Genomic DNA, 22,488 nt, shown 5'->3' on the forward strand with positions numbered 1-22,488 from the left:
TGGCAGCAGAACGGGCGGTTACCTCAAGTACAAAAAATTCAAGCAACTTTTTTTGTACTTTTTTAGATAGTTTACAGTGTGTTATCTTCATTTTTAAAGGGTAACATAACTGCCAATCTAATACAGCCCCTTCAATAATAATGTCAAAAAATAGGTATTACACAGGTTTTAATCTGAATATTTTGACCGTCTGAAAAAAGCAGCCGAAAGGCTGCTTTTTTCAGACGGCACAATCAATTTTTCGGCTTAACCTTATCTTGACCATTTTCTACTTGTGCATTTTTTTCCATTACTTCACGATACCAACGCGGATGATGTTTCTTTGCCCAAGCTTGAGTTACCACACCTTCCACCATCGCTCGAATCGTACCTTTTACCCAGAATGCGGCATAAACATGCACAATAATACCCGCAATCAGAATTAAGGCTGCCCAAGCATGGAACAGTAGCGCCAAACGAATCACCGGGATCGGGAACATTTCGGCAAAATAGGGCCGCCAAGCAATAAAGCCTGTAACCAGCAATACCAGCATACACGCTGTCATCAGCCAAAACATTCCTTTTTGGCCGCCGTTATATTTGCCAATATCACCAACTTCATGGCCTTTAAGCACTGTTTTTACCGACTTCATCCATTTAACGTCTTCTTTGTCGATAAAATTGTATTTCCAATAACGGAAAAACTGAACAAAGAAGCCGATAAACATTACCACGCCTACAAACGGATGAATAATGCGCGCCAGCTGGGGGGTACCGAAAACACCCGTCAGCCAGAAAAAGGCCGGATAGAAAAACGCCAAACCCGAAATAGCAAGTAATACGAAACAAACCGCTACTATCCAGTGGTTGATGCGCTCACTGCGTTTATAACGCTGAATCAGTTTTTCTTTCATTTATGCATCCTCCTCGCCGTGCAAGGTTTTGCCGTCTTTGCCGATCACTTCGGGTGATTCCTCTTCGGCTCTGCTCGGACCAACGGTAATATAGTGGAAGAAGCCTGTGAGGGTAGCAGCTGCAATACCGATGGTAGCCAAAGGTTTCAAAAAGCCCTTCCATAACTTCACTGTGGTGCTGATTGCAGGTTTTTCCGGCAAGCCACTATACAGACCGGGTTTATCTGCATGATGCAATACATACATCACATGCGTACCGCCCACTCCTTCAGGATCATACAAACCGGCCTTATCGAAACCGCGCTTGTTCAAATCAACAATACGATCTGCGGCAACTTTTTTCATATCCTCTTTCGAGCCGAACTGAATGGCTCCGGTAGGACATGATTTGGCACAAGCCGGCTCTTGACCGACCGCGACACGGTCAGAACACAGAGTACATTTATATGCACGGTTGTCTTTTTTATCAATACGCGGAATATTGAACGGACAACCAGAGATACAGTAACCGCAACCGATACAGTTTTCTTCATGGAAGTCTACGATACCGTTGTGGTATTGGATGATCGCACCGGGTGACGGGCAAGCTTTCAAACATCCCGGATCAGAACAGTGCATACAGCCGTCTTTACGGATCAGCCACTCCAGCTTGCCGTTTTCTTCTACTTCGCTGAAACGCATCACCGTCCAGCTTTTTGAAGTAAGGTCTATCGGGTTGTCGTATACGCCGTGGTTAGTACCGATTTCATCTCGGATGTCATTCCATTCCGAACAGGCTACCTGACAAGCTTTACAGCCGATACAAGTAGTTACGTCAATTAATTTGGCCACTTCCGTGGGCTGGCGTACGCCCGGCGGGGGCGTAATGCCGGCAGTAGCGGAACGGCGTTTGATATCTAATGATTGTAATGCCATTGTTTACGTTCCTTATGCTTTTTCCACGTTTACCAAGAAGGTTTTGTATTCGGGCGTTTGTGTATTGCAGTCACCGACAAAAGGCGTTAGAGAATTCACCAAAAACTGCTTCTCGCCCGATACGTTTTCCCAACCTCCGTGCAAAGGAATACCAACCTGATGGACTGTTTGACCATTCACCTGCAAAGGCTTCACACGCTTGGTCACAACGGCTTTAGCTTTAATCCAACCTCGTTTGGAGCTGACTTTCACCCAATCGCCTTTGGCAATGCCTTTTTCTTTTGCCAACTCCTCACTGATTTCCACAAACTGCTGCGGCTGAGCAATCATCAGTAATTTCACGGACTTGGTCCAGAATTGGAAGTGCTCGGTCAAGCGGTAAGTCGTACCTACATAGGGGTAATCCTGATGCGTACCAACACGGTCTTTCACACTGTCAAACAGGCGCATCGCAGGTGTCTGCACCACTTTAGGATGCAACGGATTGGTTCCGATGGGTGATTCAAGCGGCTCGTAATGTTCCGGGAACGGACCATCCACCAACTTACGCGCACAGAACAAGCGGCCTACCCCTTCTTCATTCATGATAAACGGATTCATACCCGAATCAGGTGCAGCATCCGCTTTGAAGTCAGCCACATCGGCCCCGCTCCATTTTTTACCGTCCCACCGGATCAACACGCGATCCGGATTCCACGGCTTACCGCTCGGGTCACAAGAGGCACGGTTATAAATAATGCGTCGGTTGGCCGGCCATGCCCATGCCCATTTCGGCGTATTGCCTAAACCACTGTCGGTATTATCACGGCGATCCATTTGGTTGCCCTGCTCCGTCCACGAGCCGGAGAAAATCCAAGTCGCACAAGAAGTCGAACCGTCGTCTCGCAATTGGGCAAAACCATCAAGCAACTCTCCTTTTTTGCGGATAACGTTGCCGTCAGCATCTTTAATGTCCTCCAAAGCATGACCGTTTGACTCTTTAGCCATTTCTTCGGGAGTGGGCGCATACGGGTTTTTGTAAGGCCAATTCAATTTAGTAATCGGTTCCGGTGCCGTACCGCCTTCTTTTTCATACATTTCTTTGAGCAGCATATGCAGCTCGGCCAAAATATCGAGATCAGGCAATGCCTCGCCAGGCGGCTTAGCTCCGGGGTGGTGCCATTGCAACCAACGCGAAGAATTCACGATAGAGCCGGCCTCTTCTGCAAAACAGGGGGTCGGCAAACGGAACACTTCTGTTTGGATTTTTGACGGGTCGACATCATGTGCATCACCGTGATTTTCCCAAAATGAAGCAGTTTCTGTTTTAAGCGGATCCATCACCACCATGTATTTCAATTTGGAAAATGCCTCAGTCACACGGTTAGCATCGGGAAACGAACCTTGGGCATTAAAACCCTGCACCAACAAACCGTTGATTTTACCTTGATACATTAAATCGGTCAGTTGCAAGATATCGTACATCTTGTCCCATTTAGGTAACCAATCGTAACCCCAATTATTTTCTTTGGTTGCCGCATCACCATACATCCATTTCAGGAAGCTAACAAAGAAAGCCGGTGTATTACCCCAATAATTCAATTGCCCGGGGCGAAGCGGTTTCGGCGTTTGCTTGGCCAAATAATCGGCAAACGTAGGATGATTAGTTTCGTTAGGCAACACCATATAGCCGGGCAATGCTGTTGATAACAGCCCCAAATCCGACAAACCCTGAATATTTGAGTGTCCACGCAAAGCATTTACACCACCGCCCGACATACCGATATTACCAAGCAATAGCTGCACCATCGCCATCGTACGAATCATTTGCGTACCAACAGTATGTTGCGTCCAACCCAAAGCATAAAGAATAGTACCCGCCTTGTTCGGAGCGGCCATTTCGCCCCATGCTTGGGCAACCTTCAGAAAATCTTCTTTCGACGTTCCACAAATGTTATGCATCATATCCAATGTGTAACGCGAATAATGTTTTTTCATCAGCTGCCAAACACAACGCGGATGCTGCAAGGTAGGATCCGTTTCCGCATAGCCGTTGGCATCAAGTTGGTAATACCAATTTTCATTATTATATTTTTTCTTAGTTTCATCATAACCGACGAACATACCCTCATCGAAATCATATCCTTCGTCAACAATGAAACTGGCATTAGTATAGGCTTTAACGTACTCCCATTGGATTTTATCGTTTTCAATCAACCAGTTGATTAATGCCCCTAAGAATGCGATATCGCTACCTGAACGGATCGGAGCATAAAAGTCGGCAACTGATGCGGTACGGGTAAAGCGCGGATCGACAACAAATAATTTAGTACCTTTTTTCTTTTTGGCCTCAATAACCCATTTGAAGCCAACTGGGTGTGCTTCAGCCGCATTACCGCCCATCACCATGATGAAATCGGCATGCTGTATATCAACAAACGTATTGGTCATGGCACCGCGTCCAAATGTAGAAGCCAATGCCGATACGGTCGGACCATGACATACGCGGGCTTGGGCATCTGTGGCAACGATACCGAGAGAGCGCATCCATTTTTGGGTCAAAATACCGGTCTCGTTTGAGCTAGCCGAAGCCGTAAGCATTCCCAAAGTCGGCAATCTGTGAACCGGAACACCCGCTTCATTATTTACAATCAGATTAGCATCTCGGTCTGCTTTGATATGTTTCGCGATACGCACCAACGCATCATGCCAAGAGATGCGCTTCCATTCGTTGCTACCGGGTTCGCGCACTTCCGGATAAAGTACACGATTAGGGCTATTGACGAAATCAATCAGTGATGCGCCTTTCGGACATAAAGAACCCCGACTTACCGGATGATCCGGATCACCTTCGATATGGAAAATAGATTTGGTTACGTTTTTAGCACCGTCGCCCAAGCTATACAAAATCGTACCGCAGCCTACCGAGCAATAAGTACAGTTATTACGGGCTTCTGATGCGCGCAACAATTTGTATTGCCGCACTTCCGCCCAAGCATTAGTCGGCATCATACCCATAACAGCCAGGCCGGATGCACCGGCACCGGCGGTGGTTACCTTGAAAAACTGCCGTCTGGTTATGTTCATAGTGGTCTTTCCTGTTGATTAACAGCCATCTTTTCAATGGTCTTCTCGTTGGTCTATTCCGAAAATTCAGATTTCTGACTTCGTATTACCTTTTGAGTTGTTTCAATAAAGGTTCAATAAATTACGGCCAACAGTATGTCTATTGACCGTAACACTTAAATATTGAATAACGTAGTAGAAATGTCTTCCTACATAAACCCGTTACTTAATTCAGCCCAAATATGCGATACACATCATCAGCTATTGAGGGTTTCAATAGATATGTAATTAATTGTAATCCAGTTAGATATAAATAGTCTATTTTAAATTTATTATGAGCTATAATTAACTTTCATTATCAATTAATATAGTTTTTTACATAACTATAATACTACGCCATAGTTGCCAGCGTGTGATCGAACTCTTCTAAATGCTGCGGTAGCAAGTAAGGTCTCAGCAGGCTTAAGGTACGACGGATACCCCGATATTTGGAATCTTCGGTTAACTTTGCCCTGCCGCGTAAAGAACCGTCAAAATCAAACCAATATTTGGTCACGATCCACATATTCATTGCCAAATCATTCATAGCGGTTTCATCCGCACGGATAATATCCAACTGATTAAGTTGGGAGAGCAAGTTAAGCAGTAAAGGCGAAACCTTGGCCTGGGTAAATGTATTGTGTTCACCTAGAAGCTCGGCACTTCTGGCCAACAATGTATTAACATCGCTAAACAAAAAACGATAGCGCCACATAACATCGTATACTCCTTGCATATAGCTGACGGCATCCGATACGCTGCTGGGCAATACGGCCTGATGCAGATAGACCAACAAGTCTTCGCTATAGCGTTTGAACAATTGGACGATAATTTCGTCTTTATTACGAAAATGGTAATACAGGTTCCCCGGGCTGATACCCAAATATGCAGCGATATGGTTGGTACTGATATTACGTTCACCCTCTTCATTAAATAAGATCAGGCTGGCATCAACGATACGGCTGTAAGTGTTTGGTCTTAATTCTTTTGTCATTACGGCATCTCCTTCGATCTTTTCATATTTTTGCACAATGCACTACAAACATGTAATTGTCAATTGGTTAATCATATTACGTGTACATCAGGCAACCAATTCGGCTCCGGCTGTAATGCGACACCAAACTTTTCTTCCACCTGGTTACAAACATACTCGGCCAAAGCCCGCACATCGGCTGCGGTAGCCTGATTTCGGTTTACCAATACCAAAGCTTGCTTGTCGTGTACGGCGGCTCCTCCGACCTCATAACCTTTCAGACGGCATTGATCGATCAGCCACCCCGCCGCTAATTTTACGGAACCGTTTTCTTGAGGATAAGCCGGCATATCAGAATATTGTTTTTTCAGTGCTGTAGCTTGCTGCGCAGGCACAACGGGGTTTTTGAAAAAGCTGCCGACATTACCAAGCTCTTTCGGATCCGGCAGTTTACTTCGCCGGATAATGCAAACCGCATCAGAAACATCTTTCGCAGTGATTTCCCTACCGCCACAGTTCTCTTCTAATATTGCGGCCAAATCGCCATAACGGATATTAGGCTCAAAGTTTTCCCGTAAAGCAAACGTAACCGCTGTAATGACATAACGCCCTTTTCCTTCTTGTTTGAAAATACTTTCCCTGTAAGCAAAACGGCATTGTGCATTATCTAATTCGACAAATTTCCCGGTTTCCAAATCGAAACAACGTACCGAACGGATAACATCCTTCACCTCTACACCGTAAGCGCCGATATTCTGTACGGGCGAGGCACCTACCGTACCGGGAATGAGACTGAGATTTTCCAGGCCGCTTAATCCCATTTCCAAAGTTTGCAAAACGAAATCATGCCAAATTTCACCCGCCTGAGCTTCTATATAAACCAGGCCGTCTGAACGCCCTATTTCACGCACCCCACTATTACACATATGCACGACCAATCCCGGATAGTCTTGCATAAACAACACATTACTACCGCCACCCAACCACAATACGCTACTACGGTCAAATTCAGGCAAGGCACATAATTCAGGTAGCAAAGCAGCATTTTCGAGAGCCGTAAAGTAACGGGCACGGGCATTTAAGCCAAAAGTATTCAGAGGTGTTAAATCGACATTATGCTGAAGCTGCATCACAAAATCCTTTTACGCGCCGCCATTTTTCGGCTGCACCATTCCAAATACCAAACCAAAGCAACGGCAGCCACCGTAAGCGACAACACCAGCGCTGTCCAGAAGCCGTAAATTCCCATATCGCATCCGTAAGCCAACCAATACCCCGGTGCCAATCCGAACCCCCAAAAAGCTACCGCATGAATAAACATCGGCACCCGGGTGAGTTTGTAGCCACGGAGTGCATAGGAGGCGACACATTGCGTGGCATCTGCCAATTGGAAAACCGCTGCAAACAACAATACTGTAGCGGCGATTGTCAATACGGCAGTATCATCGGTATACATCCTTGCCAAGGGCTCGCGTAAGAAGACCAATAACAAAGCCGTCAATACCGCCATTATTAAACCGAGCACAACGGAAACACCTGATACGTATCTTGCACGGGCATATTCGCTGCGACCGAGCGAGTAACCTACCCTAACCGTTCCTGCCGCACCGATACTCTGGGGAATCATATAAATCACACTGGTAAGACTAATCACTACCTGTTGTGCAGCCACATAATCCTCACCCAAGCGTGCAACCAAAAAAACAATACATGAAAACAGGCTGACTTCTAGAAAAAACGACAACCCGATAGGCATGCCCAATTTCCAAATCTGTTTGAAAACTTGTTTGTCAGGTTTACTAAATACTGCTGTCAGCTGAAATTGCCGGAAATATTTCTGTTTGGCCACATACAGCCACAACACGGCGGCATTAAACCCAAAAACGATTGCCGTTGCGATGCCGCAACCGACGCCCCCCATTGCCGGCAACCCGAATTTCCCATATACCAGCATATAATTCAGCGGGATATTCAGTAAAAATGCAAGAAAGCTCACAATCATAATGACGCGCGGGCGGTTGAGGCTTGATGCATAGGCATGCAGGCCACGGTGTACCATCGCGGCAGGCATAGCCAGGCTGGTATAAAAAAGATACCAGCTCATTTTACTTTCAACCTCTTCAGGCAGAGTCAAAATCATTTGAAACGGCGCAATCACCGCCCACAGCAACAACATGCCGATAATGCCGAGCATCAGCCCGAACCATAGGCCTTGACGTCCCGTTTCACCGACTTTCTCATACTCACCGGCTCCATGCAGCTGGGCAATCATAGGATTCAGCGCGGTCATCACCCCTAAAAAAGTGATATAAATCGTCGAAAACGCGCTGCTACCCAAAGCAACCGCTGCCAAATCGGCTTTCCCTGCACCACCTGCCATCACGGTATCAACAAACCCTATACCGACTTGGGCTACTTGCGCTATCAGCATAGGCATTGCCAAAACCGCCAGTTTGCGAATTTCTTTTTGAAATACCGGAAAAGAATAACGGTTTAAGTCCAACAGCATATTTTTCCAAACCGTTTCAAACACCGCCATCACAAACGAGGCCGTCTGAAAACAATAATTTTTCTTAAGCAAACCGTGCAGTTTACCAAAAAAAAACAAATTAAGCAGCGCTAAGCTGTCGGATATGCTGACAAACGGTACAAAAACGATCTGCTGATTACACAAAACTACAACACAAAATCCCGTTTTGCATACTTGCGCGGTGAAGTTGAGCAGCCGGTTGTATTAACCGTCTTTTTATTTTTGAAACACAAATCCAATTACGGTATAGCTTACCCAATTAAAAAGGCCGTCTGAATCTTTCAGACGGCCTTGCTATATTTAAATGGCTATATTTATTGCGATTTTGCCACACGGCGCCAATGATGCAGCAAAGGTTCGGTATAACCGCTCGGCTGCGAGGTGCCTTTGAAAATTAAATCACATGCGGCCAAAAAGGCGGGAGATGAATCGAAACGGCCTACCATCGGAGTGTAAAGCGGGTCGCCTTCGTTTTGTTTATCTACCACACCAGCCATACGTTCCAAAGTTTCGCGCACCTGCGCTTCGCTTACGACGCCATGCGCCAACCAGTTGGCAATATGCTGGCTGGAAATACGCAAAGTAGCACGGTCTTCCATCAATCCAACGTTATGGATATCCGGCACTTTCGAACAGCCTACGCCTTGTTCTACCCAGCGCACGACATAGCCGAGAATACCTTGGCAGTTATTATCCAGCTCTTGCTGCTTCTCTGCTTCGCTCCATCCAGTATTTTCAGCCACAGGAACAGTCAGTAAATCATCCAAATAACATTTTGGTTCTTGTGCCAACAGCTCTTTTTGCACGTCGAAAACATTTACTTGGTGATAATGAAGGGCATGCAACGTAGCGGCGGTCGGAGACGGAACCCATGCCGTAGTCGCACCTGATTTCGGATGGCCGACTTTCTGTTTCAACATATCCGCCATCAAATCCGGCATTGCCCACATTCCCTTGCCGATTTGTGCTTTGCCGGGCAAGCCGCATTGCAGACCGACTTGAACGTTGTTCAGCTCATAAGCCTGAATCCATTTGCTGGATTTCATATCACCCTTGCGCACCATCGCACCACCCAGCATAGAGGTGTGCATTTCGTCGCCGGTGCGGTCGAGGAAGCCGGTATTGATGAATACGACACGCTCTCTCGCTTCATAAATACATGCAGCCAGATTTACCGAAGTACGGCGTTCTTCGTCCATAATGCCCATTTTCAGCGTATTGGGCTGCAAACCGGTAATCTTTTCGATTGCGGCAAATAAATCATTGGCAAAACACACTTCTTCAGGGCCGTGCATTTTCGGTTTCACAATGTAGACCGAACCGGCACGGCTGTTTTTATTTTCGCTTCGGTTTAAATCAAACGGGGCAATCAAAGCGGTCATCACGCCGTCGAGAATGCCCTCCGGAATTTCGTTACCGTCTTTATCCAATACGGCGGGAGTAGTCATCAAATGGCCCACATTACGGATAAATAGCAACGAACGGCCGGGGAGTTTGAAGCTGCCGCCGTTAGGAGCGGTATATTCGCGGTCAGCATTCAGTTTGCGGGTAAAGGTTTTACCGCCTTTCTCCACTTGCTCTTCCAATGTGCCGTTCATCAAGCCCAACCAGTTGCCGTATACCAGCGCTTTGTCTTCACCGTCGACGGCGGCTACCGAATCTTCACAATCCATAATGGTGCTCAAAGCGGCCTCAAGAATAATATCTTTGATACCGGCAGGATCTTGCGCACCGATGGGGCTGCTTTTATCAATCAAAATGTCGATATGCAGGCCATTGTGCAAAAACAGCAGAGAAGTCGGCGCGTCGGGACTACCGTTGTAGCCGACAAAGAGTTCGGGTGAAGCCAAACCAATGCTGCTGCCGTCTTTCAGCTGGGATTTCAGACGGCCTTCGCTAACTTGATAGGCCACAACGTCTTTATGGCTACCCGCAGCCAAAGGAATGCTGCTGTCCAATACGTTGCGCGCAAAAGCAATAACCTCATCACCGCGTTTGGGGTTGTAACCTTTACCGGGTGCCAAATCACCGCTTTGATCAATCGCATCAGTACCATATAAAGCATCATACAAACTACCCCAACGTGCATTAGCAGCATTGAGCGCGTAGCGGGCGTTGTTGATCGGCACAACCAACTGCGGTCCGGCCTGCTCGGCCAATTCACGATCGACATTTTGGGTGGATACTTTAAATTCGGCAGGCGCCTCGGTCAGATAACCTTCGGCCTTTAAGAAGGCTTTATAAGCATCATAATCGGCCACCGCACCGGGATGGTTGCGGTGCCATTCGTCCAATTTCAGCTGAAGGCGGTCACGCTTTTCCAACAGCTCGCGGTTAAGCGGGGCAAATTTGTAAACCAAATCGGAGAAATCTTGCCAGAATTGGGCCGACTTTACATGGGGATGTTTAGCCAACACTTCGTTTTCGATAAAACGGAACAGATTTTCGTCTACCTGCAAATCAGCAGCTCGGATGTAGTTGTATGCCATATCGGTATTCTCCTGTTTTCTTTTTTCTCATATGCGCCAACATCTGTTGACGTTGAAACGAAAATACCATTATTTACAAGAATAATCCATAGTTTACAAATTGCTTTTTATAAAAAGAGGCCGTCTGAAATTTCAGACGGCCTCTTAAAATTAAAATACGGCATCAAAAAAAATTTTTTATCAAATACTTAAATTTTATCATTAAACATAAACTCAAACGGTCATTAATTCATCGAGATATTCAATCCAGTGCATCACGGGGATCTGACCACCACCCGCCAAATGACCGATACAACCGATATTGGCTGAAAGTATCACATCCGGTTTGAGCTCACCCAACGCGGCCAGTTTGTTGTCGCGCAATTGTTGTGATAATTCCGGCTGGAAAAAAGAATACGTACCCGCCGAACCGCAGCATAAATGGGCGTCACGCGGCAGCAATACCGTCATACCCAATTCTGAAAACAAGGCCTCTACGCTGCCTTTCAATTTTTGTCCGTGTTGCAGCGTGCAAGGCGGATGATAGGCCAACGTTTGCACCGAAACGCCGGGTTTCATTTTCATACGGATACGTTCGGCTTCGGGCGTAAGAAATTCGACGATATCTTTTGCCAATGCGCTGACCCGAACTGCTTTTTCAGCATAAGCCGTATCATTACGCAAATGGTAACCGTATTCTTTCACCATCGCACCGCAGCCCGAAGCATTAATCAATACTGCCTCCGCACCCGCCTCCAACAACGGCCACCAAGCATCGATATTGCGGCGCATATCATCCAAACTTTGAGCCTCGGCACTCATATGCAAATTAACCGCACCGCAACAACCCGCATTTTGCGGCCGCAACAACTCTACGCCTAATCTGTCGAGCACGCGCAATGTAGCGGCATTGATATTCGGCGACATACCCGGCTGCACGCATCCCTCCAACATGATGGCTTTACGACCGTGTACGGTTTGCGGTACACGACCCGCATCTCGACGAGGCAGTACTTTTGCCGCAATTTTTTTCGGCAACCACGGTTTGAAGGTTTGCGCCATACGGTAAGTAGCTTCAAACAAAGGTTTGTTCAACATTAACCCGCGCAAAGCGTCACGCTTGATTTTTTCAAGAGCAGGCCGCCCCAATTGTTTTTCGATTTCGTTTCTGCCGATATCGACAAGGTGTCCGTATTTCACACCTGAAGGGCAAGTGGTTTCGCAACTGCGGCAAGTCAGGCAGCGGTCTAAGTGATGCTGCATCGATACGGTAGCGGGCATACCTTCGAGCAGCTGTTTGATTTGATAGATGCGCCCGCGCGGGCTATCCAATTCATCGCCGGTTAATTGGTAAGTCGGGCAGGTTGCGGTACAAAACCCGCAATGTACACATTTGCGCAAAATCTCATCGGCAACCTCCCCCTCAGGGGTATGTTTAATAAAATCGGCAAGATTGGTTTGCATAAACAGTTTCCCTTGATACTTATTAGAATATTTCAGACGGCTATTTTTATCACAAAAACAGATCAGATACCCAGCCATTTTCCAGCATGGCAAATATTATAGCCGACTTCGCCTAAACACAGGCCGTCTGAAAATCATGATTTCAGACGGCCTGTGTTGATTACTTTATATAAGTTTTTAACTACGGCGTTCGACTTGCGATACGTCACGCACCGCACCCGTATCGGCACTGGTCGTCATGGCCGCATAGGCACGCAAAGCCGCGGAAACATGACGCTCACGGCTTTCCGGTTTCCAAGCTTGCGCACCGCGGGCTTCCATATCCTTACGGCGCTCCTCTAGCTCGGCATCAGATACAGCCAAACGGATACTACGGTTTGGAATATCGATTTCGATGGTATCCCCCTCTTTCACCAAACCGATGGCACCGCCCTCAGCCGCCTCGGGCGATACATGACCGATACTCAAACCCGAAGTACCGCCTGAAAAACGGCCGTCGGTGAGCAACGCGCAGGCTTTACCCAAGCCTTTGGATTTCAAGTAGCTGGTAGGATAAAGCATTTCCTGCATGCCCGGGCCGCCTTTAGGGCCTTCATAGCGAATAACAACCACATCACCGGCAATAATTTGGTTATCCAAAATCGCGGCAACCGCACTATCTTGGCTTTCAAACACACGGGCGCGGCCGGTAAACTTCAAAATACTGTCGTCCACACCGGCGGTTTTCACCACGCAACCGCGCTCGGCAATATTGCCGAACAACACGGCCAAGCCGCCGTCTTGCGAATAAGCATGCGCTTTATTGCGGATACAGCCGTTTTCACGATCCAAATCCAAGCTCGGCCATTGGCGGTTTTGCGAAAAGGCTTCGGTGGTACGAATGCCGCCGGGTGCAGCTTTGTAACGCGCATGGGCAATTTCGTTGGCTTCGTTGGTAACGTCCCATTTTGCCAAGGCTTCTTTCAGAGTAGAGGCATGCACGGTAGGAACGGAAGTATCCAAGCAGCCCGCACGGTCAAGCTCTGCCAAAATACCCATCACACCGCCTGCACGGTGTACGTCTTCCATATGGTATTTTTGCGTGGCGGGTGCGACTTTACACAAACAAGGCACTTGGCGGCTGATACGGTCGATATCGGCCATTTTAAAATCGACTTCGGCTTCATTGGCCGCTGCCAAAAGATGCAATACCGTATTGGTAGAACCACCCATGGCCACATCAAGGCTCATCGCATTTTCAAACGCGGCTTTGGTAGCGATGCTACGCGGCAGCACGCTATCATCGTTTTGCTCATAATAGCGTTTAGTGATTTCAACAATCAAACGGCCCGCTTCCAAAAACAATTCTTTACGCCCGGCATGAGTAGCCAACAGAGAGCCGTTACCCGGCAGCGACAAACCCAAAGCCTCGGTAAGACAGTTCATCGAATTGGCGGTAAACATACCCGAACACGAACCGCAAGTCGGGCAGGCGCTGCGCTCTACCGCTGCGACGGCCTCATCCGAAACTTGGTCATTTGCGGCATCTACCATTGCATCTACCAAGTCCAGTTTGCGCTCGTCGGCAATATTGGCTACGCCGATTACCTTACCCGCCTCCATTGGCCCGCCGGATACGAATACGGTGGGAATATTCAAACGCATCGCCGCCATCAGCATACCCGGTGTGATTTTGTCGCAGTTGGAAATACATACCAGAGCATCTGCACAGTGTGCGTTTACCATATATTCCACCGAATCGGCGATCAAATCACGGCTGGGCAGCGAGTACAACATGCCGCCGTGTCCCATGGCGATACCATCATCTACAGCGATGGTGTTAAATTCCTTGGCCAATCCGCCCGCTTTTTCGATTTCGCGCGCAACCAGTTGGCCAAGATTATGCAAGTGCACATGGCCGGGTACGAACTGGGTAAAAGAATTGGCAATGGCGATAATCGGTTTGCCGAAATCGTCATCGGTAACGCCTGTAGCGCGCCAAAGGGCACGGGCACCGGCCATGTTGCGGCCGTGGGTTGAGGTTTTGGAACGGTAATCCGGCATGGTGGTTTCCTTAGCAAGACAAGCCGTCAGAAGTGGTTTTCAGACGGCCTTTATCAGGGTTGTTAGTTATCAAAACACCCGTATATTTTATACCAATCAATAGAGATTAAGAAACGGGCGATATATAGGGAAAACACAAACAGCAATGCTATCCGAACAAAATATTCCGACAAATGCCGGCAACTTGCAAAACAAAACTATTTTATGCCCCAAAGCCATACAAATAGACAATAAACCATCCGTTTTATCTTTTCAGACGGCCTATGGAGCTTATCGCCGAATCATCCCGCTGTTATTTAAGTTATAAAAAAATTGACGTCCAATCCATGCCGAATCCAACGCTTACGGCCCTGTTGTAGTGTGCATGCCGCCTTACCTCGTTTCCGCTATAATGGCCGTCTGAAAAAACAATAAAGGTTTTCCTATTATGATGATTCATCCGCAGTTCGACCCGGTTTTGGTCAGCTTGGGGCCTTTGGCCATCCGCTGGTATGCGTTGAGCTATATTGTCGGCTTCGTACTGTTTATCTGGCTGGGCCGCCGCCGTATTGCCCAAGGCAACAGCGTATTTACCAAAGAAATGCTCGACGACTTCCTAACTTGGGGTATTTTCGGCGTGATTCTCGGTGGTCGTTTGGGCTATGTTTTGTTTTACAAACTCTCCGATTACTTAGCCAATCCACTTGATATTTTCAAAGTGTGGGAAGGCGGTATGTCTTTTCACGGCGGCTTTATCGGCGTAATGGTGGCCATGTGGCTCTTTAGCCGCAAGCACAAATTGGGCTTTTGGCAAGTATCCGACTTCATTGCCCCACTGGTACCGCTGGGCTTGGCATCCGGCCGTATCGGTAACTTTATCAACGGCGAACTATGGGGCCGCGTAACCGATATCAACGCTTTTTGGGCCATGGGCTTCCCCCAAGCACGTTATGAAGACCTCACGGCTGCGGCACATAATCCCCAATGGACAGCTTGGCTTACCGAATACGGCATGCTCCCCCGCCATCCATCCCAACTGTATCAATTTGCCCTTGAAGGCTTGTGTTTATTTGCCATCGTGTGGCTGTTTTCTAAAAAACCACACCCCATCGGCCAAGTATCTATGGTTTTCCTAACCGGATACGGCATATTCCGCTTTATCGCCGAATTTGCCCGCCAGCCTGATGATTATCTCGGTCTGCTGACTCTCGGTTTATCAATGGGGCAATGGTTGAGCCTGCCTATGATTATCGCGGGTATACTCGGTTTTATCTGGTTCGGTAAACGCAAAAACGCTTAAACTAATTTTTATCAGGGCTGTTTGATTCTACTCAAACAGCCTTTTGCATTGTGTGCATCCATCCTACGCTCTCAAAATAACCGGCTCTGTACGTTCTCTTCATACTCAGGCATGCCCTCTCAATAAATACAAACACATTTATTTCCTATCCCCAAATTTCCCAGTCAAGCAAAAAGCTCTTTATCCCAACCTAAAAATCTACTCTCCCAAATACATACACGATAATCATTATCATTTTCTTGACACAAAATTTAACTTCATCTAACATTCTCACTATTAATGATATTAATTATTAATATCTATTAAAATATAGAGAATAGGAATTCAACATGAGTAAAAAAATTTTAGCCGTCTTGATCGGTAATGCCTTCCTCTCCTCCGCCTGGGCAGCCACCACACCCCACAATGCTAATTTGGATGAAGTGGTCGTTGTTGCCGACCGCCAAGGAGCCAAAGTTAAAACCAATCTGGTAACGGAGCGTGAAAAAGACGAAAGTACCGCTACTGATTTGCGTGGATTGCTCAATAAAGAGCCTGCCATCGATTTCGGCGGCGGCAACGGCACCTCCCAATTTATGACCATCCGAGGCATGGGGCAAAACTCGGTTGACATCAAAGTAGACAACGCCTATTCCGACAGCCAGATTCTTTACCACCAAGGCCGTTTTATTATTGATCCGGCCTTAGTAAAAATCGTATCGGTACAAAAAGGCGCAGGATCGGCCAGTGCGGGTATCGGTGCAACCAACGGTGCCGTTATCGCGAAAACCATTGATGCGCTCGATTTATTAAAAGATACGGATAAAAATTGGGGCGTTCGCCTAAATTCAGGCTATTCGAGTAATAACGGAGAAAGTTACGGCGTAACTACCTTCGGTCAGGCTGGTAACTTTGACGGCCTGCTGTCGTTCAGCCGCACCGATGAAGACGACTACACCCCGGGAAAAGGTTATGTTAATCCAAACGGTATAGATACATTACCCTATAGCGGCCTGGATAAACGCAGCTATTTGGCCAAAATCGGCGCCACTTTCGGCAACCACCGCATCGTATTGAGCCGTATGCAAGACCAACACCGCGGCGAACGCCTAGTTCGCGAAGAATTCGCCTTCAGTAATACCGGCCGTTTGAGCCTCGCCCGACAATCTCCTGCCTATCGCGAAACCACCCTAACCAACAACAATGTGGAATGGACGGCAAACGATTTGGGCTTTGTCGACAAATTAACCGCCAATGCCTACCTGATGCAAAACAAGCGTTACTCCGCCAATGATAAAAACAACGGCTATGCCGGCAATATCGACGGCCCGACTACCACGCTGATTACCACCAAAGGGGGCAATCTCAACCTCGACAGCCGTATCGGCGAACATACCTTGCTGAAATACGGTGCCAACTACCGCCATCAGGAAATCAAACCGTTTACTTTCTTGGTTCCCGGACTGAGCAATCCTAAAAAGCAAGATTCCGGCTTATATGCGGAAGCTATCCATGATATCGGCGACTTCACGCTGACGGCCGGCTTGCGCTACGACCATTTCAACATCAAAACACATGACGGCAAATCGGTTTCAGACGGCGCCTTAAACCCCAGCTTCGGTGTAATTTGGCAGCCTCTGGACAGCCTCAGCTTCAATGCGGTACACAACTATGCCACCCGAAGCCCGCGCCTCTATGATGCTTTGCTGACACACGGCAACCGAGGCATTGTTTCAATCGCAGACGGTACCAAAGCCGAGCGTGCGCGTAATACCGAAATCGGTTTCAACTACAACAACGGTACTTTTGCCGCCAACGGCAGCTATTTCTGGCAAACCATCAAAGATGCCGTAGCCAGCCCGCAGCAACGTCACGATGCTAACGGTAATCCGATTACTGGCGTACGCGAAACCACTAATGCCGGCTACATCAGAAACCGAGGCTATGAATTGGGCGCATCCTATAAAACCGGCGGCCTAACCGCCAAAGTTGGCGTCGCACACAGCAAGCCGCGCATTTACGATACTCATCCGGAAAACCTGCTCAGCGCCAATCCTGAATTTGCCGTACAAGTCGGCCGCACTTGGACGGCGGGCTTATCCTACCGCTTCGACAAACCGAACCTTGAAATCGGTTGGCAAAACCGTACCGTTCAAAAAGCCAGCGGCTCAGTCTTGGTGCGGGAACGTAACAATAGCGCATCAACACCTATTGAGCGCAAAAGCTACAACGTGAACGATATCTATGCCAACTGGAAACCACTGGGCAAAGATACCCTCAACGTAAATTTCTCAATTAACAACGTGTTCAATAAATTATATTATCCGCACAGCCAACGTTCCCGCAGCGAACGTGATACTGTTTTACCCGGTATCGGCCGTGATATACGCGTAGCGGTTAACTATAAATTCTAAGCAGTAAAACCGTTGCCGATAGCGTTCAGGCAACAATAAGGCCGTCTGAAACCATTTTTTCAGACGGCCTTTAACACAGGGAAAAGCGCTCAAAACATCAACTCAAATCCAACAAAATATCTTCTTTTACTTCTTCCATCACCACATAACTGCGGCTTTCCACCGCTGCAGGCAGCTGCAACAAAATATTACCCAGCATATTGCGGTAGGCCGACATATCCGGCAGGCGCACTTTAATCAGGTAATCGTACTCGCCCGACACCAAATGGCATTCCATTATTTGCGGAATCAACGCCACTTCACGGCGGAAGTCTTCGAAAATATTACCGGATTTAGCCCGTAACTTCAGTTCGACAAACACCAACAAGCTTTTCCCCAAAGCATGGGGATTCAAGCGCGCATGATAACCCTGGATAATACCGTCCCGCTCCAAACGGCGCACGCGCTCGGTAACAGGCGTTGTCGACAAGCCGACTTTTTCAGCCAGTTCGGTCATCGGCATACGTGCATTTTGCTGCAAAAGTTTTAAAATTTTTCTATCCGTCTTATCCAAACCCTTCACTTCAACATATCCCCATAAAAATAAAAATTTATAAAATAATACTATTTTTATTTACATAAATAAAGTTAAAAACACTGCCAATATTTTATTAGACTACCAACTTTCACTAATCCTATAAACACAACGGAGAAAGAGGAAATAATGAAGGTTATCGTATTGGGTGCGGGCGTAGTCGGTGTATCAACCGCTTGGTATTTGGCCGAAGCCGGCCATTCGGTTACCGTTATCGACCGTGCCGCCGATTCCGCAATGGAAACCAGCTTTGCCAATGCCGGGCAATTATCCTACGGCTACACCTCGCCTTGGGCAGCTCCGGGCATTCCGAAGAAGGCTGCCAAATGGATGCTCAAGGCCCATTCGCCGTTAATTTTCCGCCCCGACGGCAGTCTGTACCAACTGCGTTGGCTCTCACAAATGCTGGCCAACTGCACTACCGAACGCTACCACGAAAACAAAGAACGTATGGTACGTATTTCGGAATACAGCCGGGAAATGCTACACAGGCTCGAGGCCGCCGAAGGCATTAAATTCGAAGGCCGCCAACACGGTACATTACAAATCTTCCGCCATGATTACGAATTGGCAGCCGCACAAAAAGATATCGCCGTATTGGAAGAATACGGCGTTCCCTACCGTTTGCTCAGTAACCCCCAACAATGCCTTGATTACGAACCCGCATTGAAACATATCGCCCCAAAACTGGCAGGCGCTTTGCATCTACCCAACGACGGCACGGGCGACTGCCATCTGTTTACCCGCAACCTTACCGAATTATGCCGTAGCAAAGGTGTTGCATTCGAGTTCGGACAAAGCATCGGGCGCATCGAACACAACGGCAAACAAATAACCGCCGTTTATGCAGGCGGACGCCGCTTCGAGGCCGACCGTTACGTGTGCGCGTTGGGCAGTTTCAGCCGCCCTGTATTGGCAGACTTGGGTTTGGATTTACCGGTTTATCCCGTCAAAGGCTACTCGCTTACCATTCCGATTACGGATCCCGATGCCTCCCCCGTTTCTACCGTATTGGACGAAACTTACAAAGTTGCCCTTACCCGCTTTGACAACCGTATCCGCGTAGGCGGTATGGCGGAACTTTCAGGCTATAAAATCAAGCTAGACCCCAAACGGCGCGAAACACTCGAGCTGGTTGTTAACGACCTCTATCCTAACGGCGGCGATTTAAGTAAAGCTTCATTCTGGAGCGGTCTACGTCCGATGACACCCGACAGCACCCCGATTATCGGCGCTACCCGTTTTGACAACCTGTTTACCAATACCGGCCACGGTACGCTGGGCTGGACAATGGCACTCGGTTCGGGCAAGCTTGCTGCCGATTTGGTTTGCGGTACCGCTCCGGAAATCCGTTACGACGATTTGTGCATGGCACGCTACACCCGCTAAAAATACCTAAAAATTTTTTCAGACGGCATAACGGATTTTAAAAAGCAGCCGTTCCGCCTATAATCAAAATCCGGCAGCAAGCCTTGATATAAAGCTTGCCTCCGGCTGCCGTTTTTCATACATATCATTCAGAAAGGCCGACCATGCGCCCTTTGCAAGCCCAAATCCGCCTCGACCACCTGCGCCACAATTATCAAACCCTGAAAAATATCCACGGCAACAAGCTGCTGGCCGTTGTTAAAGCCAATGCCTACGGCCACGGCGCGGTTCGTTGCGCCCATGCACTGGCCGATTTGGCCGACGGTTTTGCAGTCGCCGCTATCGAAGAGGCAATCGAGCTGCGCAAACACGGTATTACCAATCCTATTGTCTTACTTGAAGGCGTATTCGAAGCGGCCGAATACGGATTGGTAGACGAACACCGTTTATGGCCGGCCGTATGCAGCCAATGGCAATTGGAAGCCCTGTTGAAACATACTTGGCAGCATCCCGTAAAAGTTTGGCTGAAAATGGATTCGGGCATGCACCGCGCCGGTTTTTTCCCACACAACTACGCTGCGGCCTACACCGCCCTGAAACAATCTGCCTGTGTCGACAGTATTGTCAAATTCACCCACTTTTCCTGTGCCGACGAAGCCGAGCGCGGCTCCACCGAAATGCAGATCGAGGCTTTTGATTTAGCCTGCGAAGGGCTGGAGGGCGAAGAAAGTATGGCCAACTCCGCCGCTTTACTGGCCTACCCCGAAGCGTGCCGTGATTGGGGGCGGGCCGGTATCGCACTATACGGTGCCAGTCCGTTCGGCGGCACCGACGAACGCCTGAAGCCTGTTATGCGGCTGGTTACCGAGGTGTTCGGCGAACGTGTGCTGCAACCGCATTCGCCCGTCGGCTACGGCGCGTCGTTCTATACCAAAAAGTCCACCCGTGTCGGCCTGATTGCCTGCGGCTACGCTGACGGCTACCCCCGTGCTGCAAGCAACGACACACCCGTTGCCATCGGCAACCACCGAAGCCGTATTATCGGCCGCGTCTCCATGGATATGATTACCGTCGAACTCGATCCTTCCAACGAAGGATTGGGTGATGAAGTAGAGCTGTGGGGCGATGTTGTACACATTAACGAAGTAGCGGCCGCGGCAGGCACTATAGCCTACGAAGTACTGTGCAACGTCAAACGGGCGAAATTTACTTATTTCGAATGAAAAACTTGGCAAAACAGGCGATAAAGGCTATAAATAAGCTTTCAGGCCGTCTGAAAAATTTCAGACGGCCTTTCGCATCAGCAACCCTATTTATATTTTTATAATCCTAAATGATGAGCGATACCCAATCTCTGGCTCTAGCCAAACAACTGATTGCCGAGCAATCGGTAACTCCCGACGATAAAAACTGTCAAACTATTCTGGCCGAGCGCCTGCGAAAGGTCGGCTTCCGTATCGAAGAAATGCACTTCGGCAATACCAAAAACATCTGGGCGCGGAGAGGTAGCAGCGGCCCCTTAATCTGCTTTGCCGGGCACACCGATGTTGTTCCCAGCGGGCCGATTGAAAAATGGGATTCGCCGCCTTTCCAACCCACCGAGCGCGAAGGCCGCCTATTCGGCCGCGGTGCCGCCGATATGAAAACCAGCATCGCCTGCTTCGTAACCGCCTGCGAACGTTTTATCACACAAAATCCCGACCACAACGGCAGCATCGCCCTTCTGATTACTTCGGATGAAGAAGGCGATGCGCATGACGGCACCACCAAAGTGGTGGATATTTTAAAGGCACGCGGCGAAACCATCGATTATTGTATTGTTGGCGAGCCTACCGCCGTCGACCAACTGGGCGACACCATTAAAAACGGCCGACGCGGTTCGCTCTCAGGCAACCTCACCGTTAAGGGTAAGCAAGGTCATATCGCCTATCCGCATCTGGCGGTTAACCCTATCCACACCTTTGCCCCTGCATTAGCCGAGCTCACCGCCACCGTATGGGACGAAGGCAACGCCTATTTCCCGCCGACCGGCTTCCAAATTTCCAACATCGCCGGCGGCACAGGCGCAACCAATGTGATTCCCGGTACGCTGAACGTCAAATTCAATTTCCGTTTTTCCACCGAATCCACCGATATCGGCCTCAAGCAACGGGTACACGACATCTTGGACAAACACGGTGTTACCTATGATCTCGAATGGCAATGCTCCGGCCAACCCTTCCTCACCGAAGCGGGCAAACTTACCGAGGTAGCCCAAGCCGCGATTGACGAAATATGCGGTATCCGTGCCGAACTCTCCACCAGCGGCGGCACTTCAGACGGCCGTTTTATCAAAGCCATCGCCGCCGAACTAATCGAATTGGGCCCGAGCAACGCCAGCATCCACCAAATTAACGAAAACGTATTGCTCGAAGATATCCCCAAGCTTTCGGCCATATACGAAAATATTTTGAAAAAATTGCTGTGATTCTCGTGAACAATATAACAACATAAACCCCAGAGGC

General features: G+C 48.4%; 15 protein-coding genes and 1 pseudogene. 5 read left to right on the plus strand and 11 right to left on the minus strand.

What is annotated here, in order from left to right; all coding sequences use genetic code 11:
• The 10 genes and pseudogenes from ACEPPX_RS01680 to ilvD all read right to left on the minus strand — a co-directional run.
• Positions 1 to 91: pseudogene (locus tag ACEPPX_RS01680) on the minus strand (IS1595 family transposase); the annotation flags it as partial.
• Positions 92 to 233: 142 nt separating this feature from the next.
• Positions 234 to 893 carry a formate dehydrogenase subunit gamma gene (locus tag ACEPPX_RS01685; RefSeq protein ID WP_416622696.1) on the minus strand — a complete coding sequence of 220 codons (660 nt, stop codon included), beginning with the start codon at positions 891 to 893 and terminating at the stop codon, positions 234 to 236.
• Positions 894 to 1,808: a formate dehydrogenase subunit beta gene (gene fdxH, locus ACEPPX_RS01690; protein ID WP_047760315.1), complete on the minus strand. Its 915-nt coding sequence runs from the start codon at positions 1,806 to 1,808 to the stop codon at positions 894 to 896. It lies immediately after the preceding gene.
• A 12-nt stretch (positions 1,809 to 1,820) separates the two neighbouring features.
• Entirely contained in the window at positions 1,821 to 4,874 is a 3,054-nt protein-coding gene (gene fdnG / locus ACEPPX_RS01695; protein ID WP_416622697.1) for a formate dehydrogenase-N subunit alpha, read from the minus strand.
• A gap of 370 nt (positions 4,875 to 5,244) precedes the next feature.
• Positions 5,245 to 5,886 (minus strand): TetR/AcrR family transcriptional regulator, encoded by a 642-nt coding sequence (locus ACEPPX_RS01700; protein WP_047760316.1) that lies wholly within the window; start codon positions 5,884 to 5,886, stop codon positions 5,245 to 5,247.
• A gap of 71 nt (positions 5,887 to 5,957) precedes the next feature.
• Positions 5,958 to 6,995: a UDP-N-acetylmuramate dehydrogenase gene (gene murB, locus ACEPPX_RS01705; RefSeq protein ID WP_416622698.1), complete on the minus strand. Its 1,038-nt coding sequence runs from the start codon at positions 6,993 to 6,995 to the stop codon at positions 5,958 to 5,960.
• A complete protein-coding gene (locus tag ACEPPX_RS01710) occupies positions 6,995 to 8,374 on the minus strand; it encodes an MATE family efflux transporter (RefSeq protein WP_416622864.1) in 1,380 nt (459 codons plus the stop codon). Before ACEPPX_RS01710 ends, murB begins: the two co-directional genes overlap by 1 nt.
• Before the next feature lie 335 nt (positions 8,375 to 8,709).
• Positions 8,710 to 10,884, minus strand: coding sequence for a malate synthase G (locus tag ACEPPX_RS01715; protein WP_416622699.1), 2,175 nt, complete (start codon positions 10,882 to 10,884; stop codon positions 8,710 to 8,712).
• A gap of 213 nt (positions 10,885 to 11,097) precedes the next feature.
• On the minus strand, positions 11,098 to 12,327 hold the full coding sequence (gene glcF, locus ACEPPX_RS01720; RefSeq protein WP_416622700.1) for a glycolate oxidase subunit GlcF: 1,230 nt from the start codon (positions 12,325 to 12,327) through the stop codon (positions 11,098 to 11,100).
• 177 nt (positions 12,328 to 12,504) lie between these two features.
• A complete protein-coding gene (ilvD, locus tag ACEPPX_RS01725) occupies positions 12,505 to 14,370 on the minus strand; it encodes a dihydroxy-acid dehydratase (RefSeq protein WP_416622701.1) in 1,866 nt (621 codons plus the stop codon).
• A gap of 427 nt (positions 14,371 to 14,797) precedes the next feature.
• Between ilvD and lgt the strand changes: the two genes are divergently transcribed.
• Both lgt and ACEPPX_RS01735 read left to right on the plus strand, forming a co-directional pair.
• Positions 14,798 to 15,649: a prolipoprotein diacylglyceryl transferase gene (lgt, locus tag ACEPPX_RS01730; protein ID WP_416622702.1), complete on the plus strand. Its 852-nt coding sequence runs from the start codon at positions 14,798 to 14,800 to the stop codon at positions 15,647 to 15,649.
• A gap of 329 nt (positions 15,650 to 15,978) precedes the next feature.
• Complete coding sequence (locus ACEPPX_RS01735; protein WP_416622703.1) at positions 15,979 to 18,042, plus strand: TonB-dependent receptor domain-containing protein; 2,064 nt, start codon at positions 15,979 to 15,981, stop codon at positions 18,040 to 18,042.
• A 97-nt stretch (positions 18,043 to 18,139) separates the two neighbouring features.
• On the opposite strand, the gene ACEPPX_RS01740 is transcribed toward ACEPPX_RS01735, so the two are convergent.
• Positions 18,140 to 18,604, minus strand: coding sequence for a winged helix-turn-helix transcriptional regulator (locus ACEPPX_RS01740; RefSeq protein ID WP_047760439.1), 465 nt, complete (start codon positions 18,602 to 18,604; stop codon positions 18,140 to 18,142).
• 141 nt (positions 18,605 to 18,745) lie between these two features.
• Between ACEPPX_RS01740 and ACEPPX_RS01745 the strand changes: the two genes are divergently transcribed.
• The 3 genes from ACEPPX_RS01745 (at position 18,746) to dapE (ending at position 22,451) form a co-directional block, all read left to right on the plus strand.
• On the plus strand, positions 18,746 to 20,005 hold the full coding sequence (locus ACEPPX_RS01745; protein ID WP_416622704.1) for a D-amino acid dehydrogenase: 1,260 nt from the start codon (positions 18,746 to 18,748) through the stop codon (positions 20,003 to 20,005).
• A gap of 143 nt (positions 20,006 to 20,148) precedes the next feature.
• Positions 20,149 to 21,207: an alanine racemase gene (gene alr, locus ACEPPX_RS01750; protein WP_416622705.1), complete on the plus strand. Its 1,059-nt coding sequence runs from the start codon at positions 20,149 to 20,151 to the stop codon at positions 21,205 to 21,207.
• 113 nt (positions 21,208 to 21,320) lie between these two features.
• On the plus strand, positions 21,321 to 22,451 hold the full coding sequence (gene dapE, locus ACEPPX_RS01755) for a succinyl-diaminopimelate desuccinylase (RefSeq protein WP_416622865.1): 1,131 nt from the start codon (positions 21,321 to 21,323) through the stop codon (positions 22,449 to 22,451).
• Positions 22,452 to 22,488: the final 37 nt, after the last annotated feature.

It is taken from the genome of Neisseria sp. S1 (assembly GCF_048060015.1).
GTDB lineage: Bacteria > Pseudomonadota > Gammaproteobacteria > Burkholderiales > Neisseriaceae > Neisseria > Neisseria arctica.